Genomic DNA, 16,495 nt, shown 5'->3' with positions numbered 1-16,495 from the left:
GGTGGCATGGCCCAGACCGTCTATCGGGGCATCGAACGGGTGCGTTCCCGCTTCATCCTGACGATGACTGCCAACAACCTCGCGCGACTGCCTCGGCTGTTGGCCGCATGATGACGAAAAACCGCGTCAGTCACACACACGCATTTCAGAACAAAAAGCGCGCGGCCGGGCAGCAAAGCCGGCAACCAAGGGAAACCATTCCAGCCCCTCGACTAATTCAGCAGCCTGTTAGGGCGCTCAGGAACCCGGTCCCACCGAAGCCCGGAGCCCGAGCTCGATCAGTTGCCGGATGGCTTCATTTTCTGATGCAATCCGGTTCTCGAAACGGAAATCATTGATCCGTTGCGCCTGATCTTCTGTCAGGTTCACAAGCTTTTTCACGGGGAATATGGTCTGTTTTGACATAAGCCATCGATTAAACGATATGCTGAATATTGACAACCGGTGTCATAGAGCATATGTTGAATATGCGGACCGAAGAAGTGCTACCAACACTTCTGTCGGCCCTAATCAGGTCAACCTTGTAGGAGATCGACCATGACTGTTTACCAATCTATTCATTCTGCTGGCGTTCTGGAAGCCTATGTTCCAGGTTTCACGCATAGCGCGGTGACGCGGCGCTTTGGCGTGATGCAGCGGGCGCTTGGGGCGTGGATCGAGGCCGAGCGGGATCTGGAGCATTCCGGCAGCTGGGATCCGGCCTGCGATCACTGGCTGCGCGATGCCGAGGCCGCGCGGGCGGCAGTCGGGGCGGCGCTGGATGCGCTGTGTGACACGCCCGCCGAACGGCTTGAGGATCGGCCGCTGTTGCGGATTGCGCGTCTGACCCGGGCGCTGGTGCTCAGCGAGGATGCCGGGGAATTCGCGCAGCTTTACGCGCGTGTCGCGACGCCCGGGGCGCTGCTGCGCTGCCCGGGCCGGCATCCGCTGGCGCTGCGGGTGAACCTGATGCTGGCCGAGGCGCGGCGCGCGCTGGCGCAGCTCGCCGCCCTGCCCGACCATGCGCTGGTGGTCGACGGCAATTGCGTCGAGATTATGCCCGAGGATGTTCCGGCCGCCGATGCTGCTATGGCGATGGCTTCCGACGCGTATCCGCAGGTCATGCAGGCCGCGCCCGGCGTGTAGCACCCGACCTTCGACGGCCTGAACCCGCGCGGCCCGGAGAAGAGTTCGGCCCGCCGGGTTCTGGTCTGCACAGCAATGACGCGGCGGATTCTTCGCGCACTGCCTTGATGCGCACCGCGCCGCCACACTGCCACCCTTCCCAGGTTCCCCGCCGTGGGCTGCACCTCGCCGCAGCCCTGCGCCTTCCACGCATCCCGCCTCACGGGAGGATCCCTCATGCCTTCGACACACCAAACGCCCGTTTTTCCCGGCCCGATCCATACACATTGGCAGGCAACCGCCGCCGCCAAGGGCTTTGACCTCATCGCCCGCATCCGCGACCGCCATCACCTGCAGCTGCGCTGCCGGACCTGCGGTGGCGGCGTCACGGCCAAGCTGTTCACGCTGATGCGCCACCAGCCGCTCTGCCCGAACTGCCTGGCCGCCCGACGCAGCGCAGTAGCCACAGCGGCGGGGGTCACCTTCCTCAGCCCCGATCCGGATCGGCGCGGCTATGGCCGTTTCCGCGCGCCCTGCGACCATGTTCTGGCGCGCCAGTTCGAGCTGATCGAACGGGTCGCCAAGGGCCAGACCGGGCTGCGCTGCGAGACCTGCCACGCAGAGCGTGAGGCCAGCGAGGCGCGGCGCTTTGGCTGGGAACGGCTCGGGCACTGTCCTTCGGGGCGACCGAACTACCGGCTCTATCGCCATCACTGCGGCCATGTGCAGCGCATCGCGCAGGCCAATATGCTCTGGGGCCAATGCGATTGCGCCGGCTGCGGCCGGGGCTGGAATGCGAAGCCAAGCTTCCTTTATCTCTTCCGCATCTGTCTGCCCGCGACGACGGATCGTTCCGCCCGGCACTATCTCAAGCTGGGCTACAGCGCCCATCCGGTCAAGCGCCACCGCCATCAACTCGGTCTGGCCAAAGATGCGCAGGTCGAGGTGCTGCGGGTGCTGGCGATGGCCTCGGGCCATCTGGCCTGCGGGGCGGAACAGGCCGCGCATCGTCGTCTGACCAGCGCCCATCCCAAGGCCGTGGTGCCCGCCCCCGAACTCGCAGGCGCGATGAATGTGGTGCGTGAGATCTATCGCCCGGGCCTGCTGCCGATGATCGAGGCCGAACTCGACCGTATCGCGGCAGAGGCAGACGCACAGTCAGGCTGAGAAGAGCCGACGACCAGCCTGCTGTCTCTCGCATCACGACCCGAACGGCGGCGCCAGCGGCTACGGCCTCCACGGCACCAGCCCGCCCGTTCTCGATCCCGTCCGTCTCCGCGCCACTGACAGCGCCCCAACCATTATCCGCATCGCCCGTTTGCAGCGCGGACCATCCTCTCATGTCCCGGAACCGCCCATGACCCAGCATCAGCCCGTCCCGCAATCCGCCCCGAAGAAAGCCTCCAAACCCGCCCAACCCGGCTGGAGCTATCTCGCCCATAAGCTCCTGCAACGCCTGCAGGATCACGAGGATTCACCGGAATCCGATGCGGATGCCACCGACGATAACCCGGCCCGCATGGCAAACCCCACGCCGCCCATGCTGACCAGCCGGACGCTGCTGACGGGCCTGCGCCTTGCCGCCAGCTTCGGCAATCAGGCCGCCGTCAATGCCGCGATCACGCCGAACGCCATCACGCTGCTGCGCGGCGTCCCGCCCGAAGACTGGCCCGCGCTGCAATACATCCTGCCCTGCATTGTGCCCGCAATCTGGCAGATCCGCGAGCAAAAGCCTTTGGACAGCTTTCCGACCCGGCGCCTGCCGCCGCGCTGCCTGCGCCTGATCCCCATCGGCAGCGGGGATCGCCCTGCCGATCTGACGCGGCTGCTGATGATCGGGTTCGACAGCGCCGCACCTTTGCTGATCGTGCTGGCGGGCGGCGCCCTGCCCGAGCCCCGACTGCAGGACCGCATGCAGATCATCGACTTCGCCCCCGTCGACGCGGAGGTCCTGCAGGCGCTGCTGGCCCGCACCCATCCGGCGGGTAAATCCCGCGACATCGCCGCGCTGCATATCGCCATGAACCGCTTTCACCCCGGCATGGCGGACCTGCTGATCGCGCTCCGCGGCGCCACGGTAGCCGAGGTCGCCCGCAATCTGTCCGCCCTGCGCGCGGCCGAGAATCTGGCCCAGCATGACCAGCCCAACCTCGACGCCATCACCGGCGACAGCCCGGCGCTGAGCGCCGCCCGCGCCATGGTCGCCGATCTGCAGCTCTGGCGCGCGGGCGAACTCGGTTGGAACGAGCTGTCCCGGACCGCGCTGTTTTACGGCCCACCCGGAACCGGCAAAAGCTGGCTCGCGCAGGCCATGGCACGATCTGCGGGCTTTGCTGCCGTCCCGGCCAGTTTCGGCGAATGGCAGGCCGCGGGCCATCTGGGCGACATGCTCAAGGCCATGCGCGAGAGTTTTGCCGAGGCCCGCCGCCGCGCTCCCGCGATGCTGATCCTCGATGAACTCGACGCCGTCGGCACCCGCACGGATCGCGGTCCGCATCAGAACTACCGCGTCATGGTGGTGAATGCCTTCCTCGCGCTGATGGACGGGATCGCGCGCGATGAGGGCGTGGTCGTGGTCGCGACCTGCAATCACCCCGAGCTGATCGATCCGGCCGTGCTGCGCCCGGGCCGGTTCGATCTGCGCCTGGCCGTGCCCCTGCCCGATGCGGCAGCGCTGTCCGGCGTGCTGCGCCGACATCTGACCCTGCCCGAGCCCGAGATTCGCGCGCTGGCGCAACAGGCCGTCGGCCATAGCATGGCCGATCTCGACGCCGCGCTGCGCGACCTGCGCGGAGTGGCCCGCCGCGCCGGGCGCCAGATCACACCCGAGGATCTGCGCGCGGCCTTTGGCGCCGATGAAGACCCCGCAATCACGCAGCGCATCGCCATCCACGAATGCGGCCACGCGCTGGTGACGGCGGCGCTTGGCCATGGCCAGATCCAGCACATCGCGCTGGACCGCACCGGCGGCCAGACCCGCATCCGCCGCGCCCCGCGCGCCGGCCTGATCGCGGATCACAGCGATCTGCTGGCCGAACTCATGGCCGGCCGCGCCGCCGAACGGCTAGTCTTCGGCGAGGTCACCTCGGGCGCCGGCGGCCCCGACGACTCCGATCTGGCACTGGCGACCCGCGTCGCGCTGGCCATCGAGACCCGCTTCGGCCTTGGCGCCGAGGGCCCGCTCTGGCTCGGCGAGACTGCCGACTGGCTGCACGACAAGGCCATGCGCCAGCGCCTGCGTGCCCGCATCGAAGCCGCCGAGGCGCAGGCGTTGCAGATCCTCGCCCCGCATCGCGCCCTGCTCGAGGACATGGCCCAAGCCCTCGCCACCCGCCGCGAACTCTCCGGCAACGACGCCGCCAAATGGCTCGAGCAGGTCAGGACGAGTGAGGGCATGCCCGCAGCACCCGAGCCGGAAAGCGCGCCATCATCACCCGACGCTCCTCCGCCTCCGGCCTGCCGAACAGGCTGAGAAGCGCCAAACGCGACAACCAGCCCGGACCGATCAAAGCACCAAAACACTTCTGTTCTTCCACATCATCCTAACCCGCAACCGCGAGGTGCCCCATGTCCAAAACCCGGCCCCAAACCCCGCGCAAGATCTTCACCACCGCCCTCGCCGACTGGCAGCGCGCATGGACAACCCACGCCGATCACGACCGCCGCGCCGCCAGCGCCGGATTCGCCACCGCAACCGGCCAAGCCCACCTCACCGCCATGTCCGCCATCAGCACCCGCATCATGACCATCGAGAGCCACATCGCCCTGATCCCGGCAAACAACCGCGCCGAGCTGCAGATCAAGATCACAATCCTCTCCCTCGATGGCCAGATCAGGCCTGAGTTCCAAAGCAGTATTCTGGAAGACGCCATGCGGATGATCAGGGGAGCGGAAGTGTGACGGCGATCACCATTTCGACGCATCCGGCCCCTCTCAGCCAACAGGAAGCACCGTCAGGGGAGGATACGGCACAGCTCCCGGATCATCCCGGCAATCGACGCCAGTTCCTGCGCCGGTGACTGACACCGATCACAATTGACCTCGATTGGCAGGGCTTTCATATCACGAGAACATTCACCGCAGCAGGCCGCGTTCTTGGCAACTGCGTCCCGGCCACGCAGACTGGGGATCATCATGATCGGGGCATCCGTATTGTCGCCCCCGCATTCTGCCCATATGGTCACCGCAGCCCTTTCAGAACAGCGATTTTCCATGACCCTTCCGCTTGATTCCCTTCTTGAAAGCTACCGCGAAGCGGCCGGAAACGAGCGTGACAAGGGCACCTATTACGAACGCCTTTGCGCAGCCTTCCTGCTGCACGACCCCGTTCAGGCACAGCGCTATGACGAGGTCCAGACCTGGGCTGACTGGGCTGCGGATCACGGCTGGAATGGCAAGGATGTCGGCATTGATCTTGTCGCCAGACTGCGAGGACATGCTGGTTTTGCCGCCATCCAGTGCAAATTCTACGCCCCGCGCCACAAGATCGCCAAAGCAGATATTGATTCCTTCCTTGCCGCATCCTCCCGGCCGCCTTTCACCGACCGGATCGTCATGGATTCGACCGAAGGCGAATGGTCGGTCAATGCCGAGGACATGCTGATCGGACAGACCATCCCGGTGCGTCGGATCGGCCTGTCCGAGATGCGGGCCTCTCCGGTCCAATGGGACAGCTTCGCCGCCCGACACGACATCGTTCTGGAACCTAGAAAAGATCTGCGACCGCATCAGCGCGAGGCACTTGACGCTGTTCGCGCCGGGCTGACCCTCCATGACCGCGGCAAGCTGATCATGGCTTGTGGGACGGGCAAGACCTTTACCGCATTGAAGATCGCCGAGGATCTGGTCGGTGCCGATGGCCGGATCCTGTTCCTTGTCCCCTCGCTGGCCTTGATGGCGCAGACAGTCCGCGAATGGAGTCATGACAGCACGACAGCGTTGCGATCTTTTGCCGTCTGCTCGGACACGCAGGTCGGCAAGCGACGGGTTGCCCGGGATGATGTCGCCGAAATCAGCACACTGGATCTGGCCTTTCCCGCCACCACCGATGCAGGCGTTCTGGCAGCGGGCGTTGCCGATGCCGCACCCGGCGTAATGACCGTGGTTTTCGCCACCTATCAGTCGATCCAGACCGTATCGGATGCGCAGAACGTGCATGGCATGGGCCGGTTCGATCTGATCATCTGCGACGAGGCCCACCGCACCACCGGCGCCGCGCTGGACGGGCAGGAAGAAAGCAATTTCATCCGCATCCACCGCGATGAGGTCATCGGCGGCGACAAGCGGCTGTATATGACCGCCACCCCCCGCATCTATGGCGATGGCGCCAAATCGCGGGCCAGCGACATTGGCGTGACACTGCGTTCGATGGACAATGAGGACGATTTTGGTCCGACCCTGTTCTATCGCGGCTTTGGCTGGGCCGTGCAAAATGAGCTGCTGACCGATTACAAGGTCATCGTTCTGGCCATGGACGAAGGATTGGTGGCAAAATCCGTGCAAAGCCGGATTGAGGACCCGACCTCGGGGCTGATCCTTGACGACGCGACCCGCATCCTTGGCTGCTACAAGGCGCTGACCAAAACGGACATCCGCGACGACCTGGGTGCCGACGCCCAGCCCATGCGCCGCGCGCTGGCATTTTGCCGCGACATCCGGTCATCCATGCTGGTGCAAGAAGAATTTTCTGCGGTTTCGGACGCTTATAATGAATATTTAACCTTGCAACATCAAGAAGATAGCTGTAGAATATCAGAATATCAGAATATCAGAATATCAGAATATCAGAATATCAGAATTCGCCACTTCGGGTTGAGGCCCGGCATGTCGATGGCACCTTCAACGCCAAGACACGCGGCGAATTGCTGGACTGGCTCAAGGCCGAAGCTTCCGATCAGACCTGCCGCATCCTGACCAACGCCCGCTGCCTGTCCGAAGGCGTGGACGTGCCCGCGCTGGATGCGATCATGTTCCTGCATCCGCGCAAATCCCAGATCGACGTTGTGCAGTCGGTCGGCCGGGTCATGCGCCGCGCGCCGGGCAAACGGATGGGCTATGTCATCCTGCCCGTGGGTATTCCGGCCGGTAAATCCCCGGAAGAGGCGCTGAACGACAACGACAAGTATCGGGTCGTCTGGCAGATTCTGAACGCGCTGCGCGCCCATGACGAACGCTTCGACGCGACCATCAATCAGATGGCTTTGGGTCAGGATGTCTCCGACCGGATCCAGATCATCAGCGATCAGGAACTGGCCTCGGTCACCGCGACGGTCGAAACCCTGCCCGCCCGCCCCGCAGCCGCCCGCGCCGACATCGCAGGTGCAGCCCGTGATGGCGATGCGGTCATCGAGGACGACCGCCAGCCCGACCTTCCCGGTCTGATCCTGGATGATTTCAGCCGCGCCATCATGGCGAAAATCGTCAGAAAATGCGGCGACCGCGAATACTGGGACCGCTGGGCCGCCAGCCTGCGCGACATCGCCATGGCCCATATCACCCGGCTGGAGGCGATCCTGTCAACGCCCGGCCCGGCACGCGCGGAATTCGACCGCTTCCTTGCCGAAATTCGCGATGACCTGAACGGCGGTATTTCTGAATCCGAGGCCATCGAGATGCTGGCCCAGCACATCATCACGCGGCCCGTCTTTGACGCCCTTTTCGAGGGCCACAGCTTCACGACCGAAAACCCGGTATCCCGCGCCATTCAGGGTGTGCTGGATGTGCTGGAAAGCGCGCATCTGGAAAAGGAAAGCCGCGACCTTGACGAATTCTATCACTCGGTCCGGCTGAAGGCGCAGGGCATCACCAATCCTGCCGCCAAGCAGGACCTGATCCGCCAGCTCTACGACAACTTCTTCGGCGTGGCCTTCAAGGGCACCCGTGATAAGCTGGGCATCGTTTACACCCCTGTCGAGATCGTCGATTTCATTATCCGTTCCGTCAATGATGTGCTGGAGGATGAGTTCGGCCAGACCCTCGGCTCCAAAGGCGTCCATATTATCGACCCCTTCACCGGCACGGGCACCTTCATAACGCGCCTGCTGCAATCGGGCCTGATCCAGCCCGACCAGCTGGAACACAAGTTCCGCTATGAGCTGCACGCCAATGAGATCGTGTTGCTGGCCTATTACATTGCCGCGATCAACATCGAGTCCGTCTATGAAGGGCTCTCGGGAAGTTACGCGCCTTTCAACGGCATCCTGCTGACCGACACTTTTGCTATGTCCGAGGGCAAGGACGACCTGGCCCTCGTCATGCCCGACAACTCGGAACGCCGCCGCCGCCAGCAGGACCTCGACATCCGCGTCATCATGGGCAACCCGCCCTATGCGGTCTCGCACCATATCAACTATCCGCATCTTGATGGCAGGATCGGCGAAACCTTCGCCGACCGCTCCACCGCCACCAACAAGAACGCGCTTTACGACAGCTATATCCGTGCGATCCGTTGGGGCGCTGACCGTCTGGGTGACAGTGGCGTGCTGGCCTATGTGACCAATGGCGGGTGGATCGACGCCAATACCGGCGATGGCATGCGCAAGTCGCTGGTCGAGGAGTTTTCCGCGATCTACGTCTTCCACCTACGCGGCAACCAGCGCACCAGCGGCGAGACATCTCGACGCGAAGGCGGCAAGATTTTCGGCGCAGGCAGCCGCGCGCCTATCGTGGTTACGCTTTTCGTCAAGAACCCCAATGCGGCAAAACAGGGACAAGTCTTCTACCACGACATTGGCGATTACCTGAGCCGCGAAGACAAGCTGAAGATCATCGCGGGCTTCCGCTCGATCCGGGGCATCACCGCAAAAGACGGCTGGCAAGAGGTGGTGCCCGATGCCCATGGCGACTGGCTGAAACAGCGCGATGACTCGGTGGCGGGCTATATCAGCATTGGCGACAAGAAGGACAAGGACGCCAAGGTTCTGTTCGAGAATTATTCGGCGGGCCTAAAAACACAGCGCGATGCCTGGTGCTTCAATTCCTCGAAAACCCGGCTGGAACGGCAAATCCAGCACACGGTTGATTACTATAACACCAAGCTTTCCGATTTCGCAGCAGTCAAAGCCACCACAGCAGCCAAAGAGTTCATCCGAGACGCGCCACGCGACATTTCATGGTCTGATGGATTGAAAAACCACCTTGCCCGTCTAAAGCCTCTGGCTTTCGAGGAGGGTCAGATCGTGACCGCGACTTACCGGCCATTTTTCCGTCAGCATCTCTATTTCAGCCGCCGCCTGAATGAGAGGATGTATCAGATCCCGGCGATCTTCCCGGAAGCTGGGCTTGAGAATAAGGTGATTGCCTTGTCCGGCACGGGCGGACGCGCGGGTCTTTCCGTGCTCCTGCTCAACGATATCCCCAGCTTGCATGTGGCAGCCATGGATGGGTCGCAATGCTTCCCGCTGACCCTTTATGACCGCGTTGATACCGATGCGAGCGATGACCTCTTTTCGGTGGTCGAGGACGACAAACCCGCCTACCGCACCCGGCACGGCATCACCGATGCGGGGCTGAAGCATTTCCAGGTGGCCTATCCGGGTGAGGCGATCAGCAGGGATGACATCTTCTACTACACCTATGGCCTCTTGCATTCCGAGGATTACCGCCGCCGCTTTGCCGACAACCTGACCAAGGAACTGCCCCGCATCCCCTGCGTGAAGAAGCCCGCCGATTTCTGGGCCTTCGTCCAGGCCGGTCGCGCCCTCGGCGATCTGCATGTCGGTTATGAAACCGTCGAGCCCTACCCCGTGACCATCAAACAGGGCGACCTGTCACTGGCCAGCATCGACGACCCGAAGCAGTTCTTCCGGATCGAGAAAATGGCCTTCGGTAAGGGCAAGGACCGCTCGGTCATCCACTACAACGCCAATATCACTCTGATCGACGTGCCTCTTGCCGCCTATGACTATGTGGTCAACGGCAAACCCGCCATCGACTGGGTGATGGAACGCCAGGCCATCCGTCAGGACAAGGACAGCGGCATCATCAACGATGCCAACGACTATGCCAATGAAACCGTCGGCGATCCGCGCTATCCCTTCGACCTCCTACGCCGGGTGATCACCGTCAGTCTCGAAACGATAAAGATTGTCCGCGCCCTGCCCCCGCTGGAAATCTGAGGTCCTGCAATACCTGCTGGAGGCTTCTTGCCAGGCGCAAGGCCTGCCAGAAACCGCACAGACCTCACGGAAATAGCTCATGAGCCATATTATAAACTTATAGCCAATTGGCTATGCAGCGCCCGGCATGACGAAGCAATCGCGCTGTCACGACATAGGCCTGGTAAAGAGGAGGCCCCGTCAGGACTGGTTCCAAGCGTGCCTACGCGCGCCATCATTGCGCAATGACTGGCTTCCTTTCGTTCCGCGGCCATGAGCCCGGTTTCCAGTGGGCACTGATTTACTTCTGCATCGGCCGGCGCGATGTTTCCGTTCTGGTGGCCCTGGCGCAGGAGGTAAATCAGATCAGAAATCGCTGTCCTTGAAACCGGGAAGGCCGTTTTCGTGGCGGTAGCGCTCGACTTCATCGACAACAGCTTCGTCCGATTCCTTTCCCGATTCTGGATAGAAAAGTAGGTCAGTGCCGCTTGGGTGTTCAGCCAAATCTTCGAATTTCCTGTTCCAGCGGCTATTTTCAGCCTCCGTATTTCCAGGCGCCATTCCAAGAAATACAACAAAATCCAAAAACTCTTGCTTGGTAAGCTCAGAGATTGATTTTGTCTTCATGTAGTCGATCAACTCCGGTATCCCTTCATATCCTCACGTGTTTTTTCTATATGCGATTTTGGTGGCATAATCTGAAGGTTATCAGCACCATACAGTTCGCCGTTATTCCATAGTGGATTTATGTGATCTAACTCCCATCGATCACGTTTACCAACCCGAACCGATTTGGGTGTCGATGGTGCAAAACCCTTCTTGATTGCTTCCTGACTGCGCCTGTCAAACTGCCCCATCAACTCCGGCTCCTGCGCGACCGCCTTCCAGAACGCCCGCCGATAGGCATCGAAACTGCCAAACCGGCGGCCTTCCAGCCTCTCTGCCACGGACGCAGGGATTGGCATGGCGCCAGTGCGGATCCCTGCATTCAACCAGTCTGCCCCGACCTGCTGGCCCGCACCAGAGGCGACGCCCGGCTCGTTACGGGCCCGGGCCAAGATCTGGGCATATTCTTCCTCGGTGATCGGCGTCGAGATCACATTTCCGACCGGATCGGACTCGGGCGCATGGCCGGTATGGGCGGGCAGGCCGTCGTTCAGCACCGGATCGGCCAGGATGAACGCGTCGCGCTGTTCAGCGGTAAAGCCGGGCAGTTCGGCCAGGCGGCGCTCTTCCTCGGTCAGCTCGGGGAAAACCTCGGTCCAGCCCTGCGCCCAGCCGTCTGCGGTCAGGCGCAGGCGGCCATCCCGATAAGCCAGCGTTCGTTGCTCAACGAAGGTTCAGATCACCGCTCGCTCCGAAGCGCAGAGAATTTTCGCCATCGGCCGCTATCGTCAACAAACGATATTCACGAAAAATAGCTCATAAGGGATATTTAAATCATATCGCGCATGGGCTATATACATCCGCATGGACAGTTTGCCCCCAACCAGCATCCGCAGCTTGCGGCAGGCAGGTGCCGCTCTGCGCGCGCGCCGCAAGGCCTGCAACCTCACGCAAAACCAACTCGCCAAGGCGACAGGCACGGCCCAATCGACGATTTCCGACATCGAGACCGGTGTCGTCTCGGTGAGCCTTGATGTCTATCTGCGGTTGCTCGAGCCCCTCGGCGGCGAGTTGTGCATGACCACCCGCGCAGCACAAGCGGATACGCCCGGGCATGGCACGTAGGCAGCGCGTCCGGCAAGGCGCAAGGCAGGCCAGGACCGGCGTCTGGCATGGGCAGATCCTCGTCGGCACGCTGGTCAAGGCTGCGGATGGCGGGATCGGCTTCAGCTATTCCCCGGCGTGGCTGGCGAGCGAAGATGCCTTTCCGGTCGCCAGCGTCCTGCCTTTGGTGCAGGGCGCACAACGGGGGGATCTGGTGCTTGCCGCCTTCGACAACCTCTTGCCAGATGCCGAGGGCGAATTGCGCGCCAAGATCGCCGAGCGGGTCGCGGCGCCAGACAAGGACGTGTTTTCGCTGCTGTCGGTGCTGGGACGAGACTGCGTGGGTGCGCTGCAGTTTCTGCCGCAAGGCGAGATGCCCGAAGCGCAGGACATGGCCTATCGTGTGATCAGCGCAGCCGAGATGGCAGCCGATCTGCGGGGGCTGGCCATGGCCCCTCTGGCGCAAGGGCCGGACGACGATTTCAGGATCTCGATTGCCGGCGCGCAGGAAAAGACCGCTTACCTCAGGATCGGCGACCGCTGGGCAAAGCCGCGCGGGATCACGCCCACCAGTCACATCTTCAAGACACCGATGGGTGTTCTGCCGGGGCCGGACCAGATCGACCTGAGCGACAGCGTTGAAAACGAACTGTTTTGCATGACCCTTGCCCAAGAGATTGGCCTGCCTGCGGCCTCGGTCGAACGGATCACCCTGCCCGGCATCAGCGCGCTGGCGGTCGAACGCTTTGACCGGCGCTGGAATGGTGCGGTGCTGACGCGTCTGCCGCAAGAGGATCTTTGTCAGGCGCTCGGTTTTGCCTCGACACAGAAATATCAGCGCTCGGGTGGTCCGAGCATTCGGCAGATCATGGAACTGCTGCGCGAATCCGACGAGCCGATCCTTGATCGTGAGGCATTTCTGCGCGCGCAGATGTTCTTTTATCTGATCGGAGCCTCTGATGGGCATGCCAAGAACTTCAGCCTGCATCTTGGTCGCCGAGGGCGTTTCCGCCTGGCACCGCTATATGATGTCCTGAGCATTGCCCCTGTCGTGCAGGCGGGGCGGCTGCAGCGCAAGCGCTATCGCATGGCGATGTCCGTGGATGGTCATTACCGCATCGACGATATCGTCCCGCGCCATTTCGAGAAGGAAGCGCGCGCCAGCGGTCTGCCTAAGGGTCGTGCGTTGGCTCTGCTTGCGGAATTAGTGGATCGCCTCGGCCCTGCCCTCGCCCGTGCGCGCGAGGCGGTGCAGGATCAGGTGCCGGATTTTGTGATGGACGCGATTTCGCAAGATGCCATGGCACGTGCCGAGACGATCAAGGTCTTGCTGGCTGCAGATCCCGGATAAACGGGGTCCGATCATATCACGTGACAGCAGTTCTCAGGCGCCATCCCGCGAACAGGCCTTGAAAGTCCAAACCAGGTGCTGCATGTTTATGGTGACAAGACCTTTTGAGCTGATTTCGCAAGAGGCTCTTATTCATCGATAAATCAGTGTGTTAGCTGCACCTTCACTCCGGCCCCTACCGCCGGAGCCAATAATCTTCAAAGCCCTGAAATTGTTGGCTAATCTGCGTGAAGAGTCGCAGACTATCCGACATGGCACGATTCCTGTCCCTCCGCTTGGCACAAACGCTGGCCAGGAGTCGCAGACTTGCGTTTCACAACCTTATCGCAACCGCACCTCGAATACCGCCCGACCGGGTTCCATTGGCGGCGTCGCTGGCCCCAGGCCCTACGGGCCTGGGGTGGCGTGCCCTCTCCTAAAAAATGTCACTCCTCTTTTCGCTTCGGTCGCATGTCCTCCGCGATGCGAAGGTCCTCGCCGTGAAGCTTATGCTTCTCAGCGACATCGCCTTCGCCGGAATGACGGAGAGAACGATGGCGATCGCGCCCGACATCATGGTGAGGCTCCTCGTGGAGCTCTGCCGCTTCCTGACCGAAGCGGCCGACGTCGCGCGCGAAATCGCCCCGATGCGCCCCCCCGCGGTTGCGGCCTTCGATCTCGCTTGCGCCAATGCGGCCTTGGCGCCGACTTCTGCCACAACGCCCATATGCTCCACCTCATGAGATCGTACAAAAGCTAATATAGTATTGTGACTAATTTAGTTGAGGGGTCCGAAAGTACCGATATGAAGATCTATTATGCCCATTCCGGGACACGCGAAGATCGCGCTGACTGGCAAATTTTGTGTAATCATCTGGAAGCTTGTGCTGCTCTGGCGGGCGACCGGGGCAGATCTCTTGGTCTTAAAAATGCGGCTCGTATCGCAGGACTATTTCATGATTTCGGGAAATACGATCCAGCCTTTGACCGCATACTGTGCGGTGAAAACGTTCGGGTCGATCACTCGACCGCCGGAGCCGAGTGGTTACTGCGTGAAGCGTCGCCGGCCCTGCGGCCTGTCGCCGAGGCTTTGGCCTATGCCATTCTTGGCCATCATGCGGGCTTGCCGGATCGGCGCGGTTCGGAGAGCAGCCTCGATCGCCGGATCGAGGACTTCAAGGACAGGATCGATCCGGCGATCAGCAATGCGGCCACGGCCGACCTATTGCCAGCCGGGGCCGAACTGAAGTCGCTGATTAGGCTCGCCACCGGGGCGTTCGATCTCTCTGTCGCGATCAGACTGTTGTTTTCCTGTCTGGTCGATGCGGATTTTCGCGACACCGAGGCGTTTTATGCGCAGCTTGAAAAACGCGAACCGGACCGGAATTGGCCTTCGCTGTCAGAATGCCTGCCGGAGTGGATCAGGCGTTTCGATGCGCATATGGCCGGATTTTCAGCAGACAGCGATCTGAACCGGTTGCGGGCCGCGATTCTGGCCCATATTCGCAAGCGCGCCGCATTGAAACCGGGGCTGTTCACACTGACCGTGCCGACGGGCGGGGGCAAGACGCTGGCATCATTGGGCTTCGCGCTGGATCATGCGGCGCGATATGGGCATCGGCGGATCATCTATGCGATCCCCTACACCTCGATCATTGACCAGACGGCGGCGATTTTCCGTAATCTGTTTGGCGATGCGGTGCTGGAACATCACGCATCCATCGAGATTGAAAAGCCGGATGAGCAGGGCCGCGACAAGATGCGGCTGGCGATGGAGGATTGGGCCGCGCCCCTGGTCGTCACGACCAATGTGCAACTGTTCGAAAGCCTGTTCGCCGCACGGCCCTCGCGCTGCCGCAAGCTGCAGAATATCGCCGGGTCGGTAATTGTGCTGGACGAGGCGCAATGTCTGCCGCGCAAGCTGCTGATCCCGACGCTGCGGATGATCGAGGTCCTCAGCGCGCATTACGGCTGTTCGGTCGTGCTGTGCACCGCGACCCAGCCCGCCTTTGACAGCCGTCAGTTGAAGCAGGGCGGCTTGCCGCTGGAGGGGCGCGAACTGGCGCCCGATCCGGAGGGGTTGGCGCAGCGGTTGCGTCGCGCGAAGGTCGTTCGCGGCGGGCAGATGGATGATACCGCACTGATCGGCGCATTGTCTGCCACGCCGCAAGGCTTCGTCATCGTGAACAGCCGGGCACATGCGCTGGAATTGTTCAAGGCTGGCCAGGCCGCCGGGACCGAAGGGCTGATCCACTTGACCACCCGCCAATATCCCGCCCATCGCCGCGCCATTCTGGAGAATATTCGCCATCGCCTCGCGACGGGGGCCCAGTGCCGTCTGATTGCGACCAGCCTGATCGAGGCTGGGGTCGATCTGGATTTCCCTGTTGGCTGGCGCGCCGAGGCGGGGCTGGATTCCTGTGTGCAGGCTGCGGGGCGAGTGAACCGCAACGGTCTGCGTGATCCCGAGGCCAGCACCCTGACGATCTTTTCACCTGAGGGTCAGGGGGCCCCTGCCGAGGTCCGCGCGCTTGCCGATGCCATGGCGAGGACCGCCAGCCGACACGCTAACCTGCTGTCGCCCGAGGCAATTCGCGACTGGTTCGAAGATGTTTACTGGACCGTGGGTCCCGACCGGTTGGGCAAGCCCATGGCCGACCGCTTTGTCCTTGCGCAAGGTGGCACGGATTTTCCCTTCCGCACGACCGCCGCCGACTATCGGATGATTGACAGCCCGATGGTGCCGGTGATCGTTCCGGGCGATGACAAAGCGGCGGCGGCAGTGGGCCGTCTGGCTATTGCTGATGTCCCCTCAAGCCTCATCGCCCGCGATTTGCAGCCATATACCATCCAGATCCCGGTCAAGTCGCGTGCGAAGCTGGTCGAAAATGGCCATGCGAGTTACCATCATCCCAACCCGCGCGGGGATCAGTTCTGCGTGCTCGATAATCCGTCATTATATCATGAAGATAGCGGTCTGTGGTGGGAGGATGCCGATTATCTTGCCGGGGAATCCTCGCTGATTTGACTGAAAATCGCGCCCTATACGGTGTATAGGGCGCGATACTTTGGCTTTCACTACATGCTTTACACGAGAGTGTTTCTATCCACGGGCTGTTGAGGTGCGACGCCCGACCACTATGGGGGTTCGAGATCCAGCTCAAGAGCGATGCAAAACGAGCCGATCCGCAAACGAAGGGCATATGATTTACGTCTGATATTAGGCCGTCTCTTCATATCCCTTCTCCATTCCCGG

At 62.0% G+C, this 16,495-nt stretch carries 14 protein-coding genes; 11 read left to right on the top strand and 3 right to left on the bottom strand.

The annotated features are described in order from the left end of the window. Window positions 1-237: 237 nt before the first annotated feature. Window positions 238-405: a hypothetical protein gene (locus FNJ84_RS21975; RefSeq protein WP_185968484.1), complete on the bottom strand. Its 168-nt coding sequence runs from the start codon at window positions 403-405 to the stop codon at window positions 238-240. Between the two features lie 132 nt (window positions 406-537). Here FNJ84_RS21975 and FNJ84_RS10350 point away from each other — a divergent pair, with 132 nt between their 5' ends. The 6 genes from FNJ84_RS10350 to FNJ84_RS10330 all read left to right on the top strand — a co-directional run bounded on the left by FNJ84_RS10350 (window position 538) and on the right by FNJ84_RS10330 (window position 10,220). Further along, entirely contained in the window at window positions 538-1,125 is a 588-nt protein-coding gene (locus tag FNJ84_RS10350; protein WP_143793004.1) for a hypothetical protein, read from the top strand. Window positions 1,126-1,341: 216 nt separating this feature from the next. After that, complete coding sequence (locus FNJ84_RS21970; RefSeq protein WP_181870400.1) at window positions 1,342-2,271, top strand: hypothetical protein; 930 nt, start codon at window positions 1,342-1,344, stop codon at window positions 2,269-2,271. Between the two features lie 190 nt (window positions 2,272-2,461). Continuing rightward, window positions 2,462-4,576 carry an AAA family ATPase gene (locus FNJ84_RS10340; RefSeq protein WP_143793003.1) on the top strand — a complete coding sequence of 705 codons (2,115 nt, stop codon included), beginning with the start codon at window positions 2,462-2,464 and terminating at the stop codon, window positions 4,574-4,576. A gap of 95 nt (window positions 4,577-4,671) precedes the next feature. Beyond that, window positions 4,672-5,004: a hypothetical protein gene (locus FNJ84_RS10335; protein WP_143793002.1), complete on the top strand. Its 333-nt coding sequence runs from the start codon at window positions 4,672-4,674 to the stop codon at window positions 5,002-5,004. Between the two features lie 312 nt (window positions 5,005-5,316). Further along, window positions 5,317-7,017: a DEAD/DEAH box helicase family protein gene (locus tag FNJ84_RS22205; RefSeq protein ID WP_221931957.1), complete on the top strand. Its 1,701-nt coding sequence runs from the start codon at window positions 5,317-5,319 to the stop codon at window positions 7,015-7,017. After that, entirely contained in the window at window positions 6,966-10,220 is a 3,255-nt protein-coding gene (locus tag FNJ84_RS10330; protein WP_221931956.1) for a type ISP restriction/modification enzyme, read from the top strand. The genes FNJ84_RS22205 and FNJ84_RS10330 overlap by 52 nt, the downstream gene beginning before the upstream one ends. Window positions 10,221-10,565: 345 nt before the next feature. Here FNJ84_RS10330 and FNJ84_RS10325 read toward each other — a convergent pair whose 3' ends face one another. Both FNJ84_RS10325 and FNJ84_RS10320 read right to left on the bottom strand, forming a co-directional pair. Further along, window positions 10,566-10,838 carry a bacteriocin immunity protein gene (locus FNJ84_RS10325; RefSeq protein ID WP_114350847.1) on the bottom strand — a complete coding sequence of 91 codons (273 nt, stop codon included), beginning with the start codon at window positions 10,836-10,838 and terminating at the stop codon, window positions 10,566-10,568. Then, window positions 10,835-11,362, bottom strand: coding sequence for an HNH endonuclease signature motif containing protein (locus tag FNJ84_RS10320; RefSeq protein ID WP_143793001.1), 528 nt, complete (start codon window positions 11,360-11,362; stop codon window positions 10,835-10,837). Before FNJ84_RS10320 ends, FNJ84_RS10325 begins: the two co-directional genes overlap by 4 nt. Here FNJ84_RS10320 and FNJ84_RS10315 point away from each other — a divergent pair. From FNJ84_RS10315 to FNJ84_RS10295, 5 genes are all read left to right on the top strand, one after another. Further along, on the top strand, window positions 11,336-11,620 hold the full coding sequence (locus FNJ84_RS10315) for a hypothetical protein (RefSeq protein ID WP_143793000.1): 285 nt from the start codon (window positions 11,336-11,338) through the stop codon (window positions 11,618-11,620). The genes FNJ84_RS10320 and FNJ84_RS10315 overlap by 27 nt on opposite strands. Window positions 11,621-11,669: 49 nt before the next feature. Beyond that, on the top strand, window positions 11,670-11,930 hold the full coding sequence (locus tag FNJ84_RS10310; protein ID WP_114350845.1) for a helix-turn-helix transcriptional regulator: 261 nt from the start codon (window positions 11,670-11,672) through the stop codon (window positions 11,928-11,930). Further along, window positions 11,920-13,260 carry a type II toxin-antitoxin system HipA family toxin gene (locus FNJ84_RS10305; RefSeq protein ID WP_143792999.1) on the top strand — a complete coding sequence of 447 codons (1,341 nt, stop codon included), beginning with the start codon at window positions 11,920-11,922 and terminating at the stop codon, window positions 13,258-13,260. The genes FNJ84_RS10310 and FNJ84_RS10305 overlap by 11 nt, the downstream gene beginning before the upstream one ends. Window positions 13,261-13,739: 479 nt before the next feature. Next, a complete protein-coding gene (locus FNJ84_RS10300) occupies window positions 13,740-13,982 on the top strand; it encodes a hypothetical protein (RefSeq protein ID WP_143792998.1) in 243 nt (80 codons plus the stop codon). Window positions 13,983-14,044: 62 nt separating this feature from the next. After that, window positions 14,045-16,267 carry a CRISPR-associated endonuclease Cas3'' gene (locus FNJ84_RS10295; RefSeq protein WP_143792997.1) on the top strand — a complete coding sequence of 741 codons (2,223 nt, stop codon included), beginning with the start codon at window positions 14,045-14,047 and terminating at the stop codon, window positions 16,265-16,267. The last annotated feature ends 228 nt before the right edge of the window (window positions 16,268-16,495 follow it).

It is taken from the genome of Paracoccus sp. M683 (assembly GCF_007096355.1).
Taxonomy (GTDB): Bacteria; Pseudomonadota; Alphaproteobacteria; order Rhodobacterales; family Rhodobacteraceae; genus Paracoccus.
The sequence above is the reverse complement of the archived record's forward strand: the minus strand, read 5'-3'. Positions and strand labels throughout refer to the sequence as shown.

What these genes read in the sequence shown, in the direction of transcription:
- FNJ84_RS10350 (WP_143793004.1), top strand. Translation starts at nt 538, where the DNA reads ATGACTGTTTACCAATCTATTCATTCTGCTGGCGTTCTGGAAGCCTAT.
- FNJ84_RS21970 (WP_181870400.1), top strand. Translation starts at nt 1,342, where the DNA reads ATGCCTTCGACACACCAAACGCCCGTTTTTCCCGGCCCGATCCATACA.
- FNJ84_RS10335 (WP_143793002.1), top strand. Translation starts at nt 4,672, where the DNA reads ATGTCCAAAACCCGGCCCCAAACCCCGCGCAAGATCTTCACCACCGCC.
- FNJ84_RS10310 (WP_114350845.1), top strand. Translation starts at nt 11,670, where the DNA reads ATGGACAGTTTGCCCCCAACCAGCATCCGCAGCTTGCGGCAGGCAGGT.
- FNJ84_RS10295 (WP_143792997.1), top strand. Translation starts at nt 14,045, where the DNA reads ATGAAGATCTATTATGCCCATTCCGGGACACGCGAAGATCGCGCTGAC.
- FNJ84_RS22205 (WP_221931957.1), top strand. Translation starts at nt 5,317, where the DNA reads ATGACCCTTCCGCTTGATTCCCTTCTTGAAAGCTACCGCGAAGCGGCC.
- FNJ84_RS21975 (WP_185968484.1), bottom strand. Translation starts at nt 405, where the DNA reads ATGTCAAAACAGACCATATTCCCCGTGAAAAAGCTTGTGAACCTGACA.
- FNJ84_RS10305 (WP_143792999.1), top strand. Translation starts at nt 11,920, where the DNA reads ATGGCACGTAGGCAGCGCGTCCGGCAAGGCGCAAGGCAGGCCAGGACC.
- FNJ84_RS10340 (WP_143793003.1), top strand. Translation starts at nt 2,462, where the DNA reads ATGACCCAGCATCAGCCCGTCCCGCAATCCGCCCCGAAGAAAGCCTCC.
- FNJ84_RS10315 (WP_143793000.1), top strand. Translation starts at nt 11,336, where the DNA reads ATGGGCGGGCAGGCCGTCGTTCAGCACCGGATCGGCCAGGATGAACGC.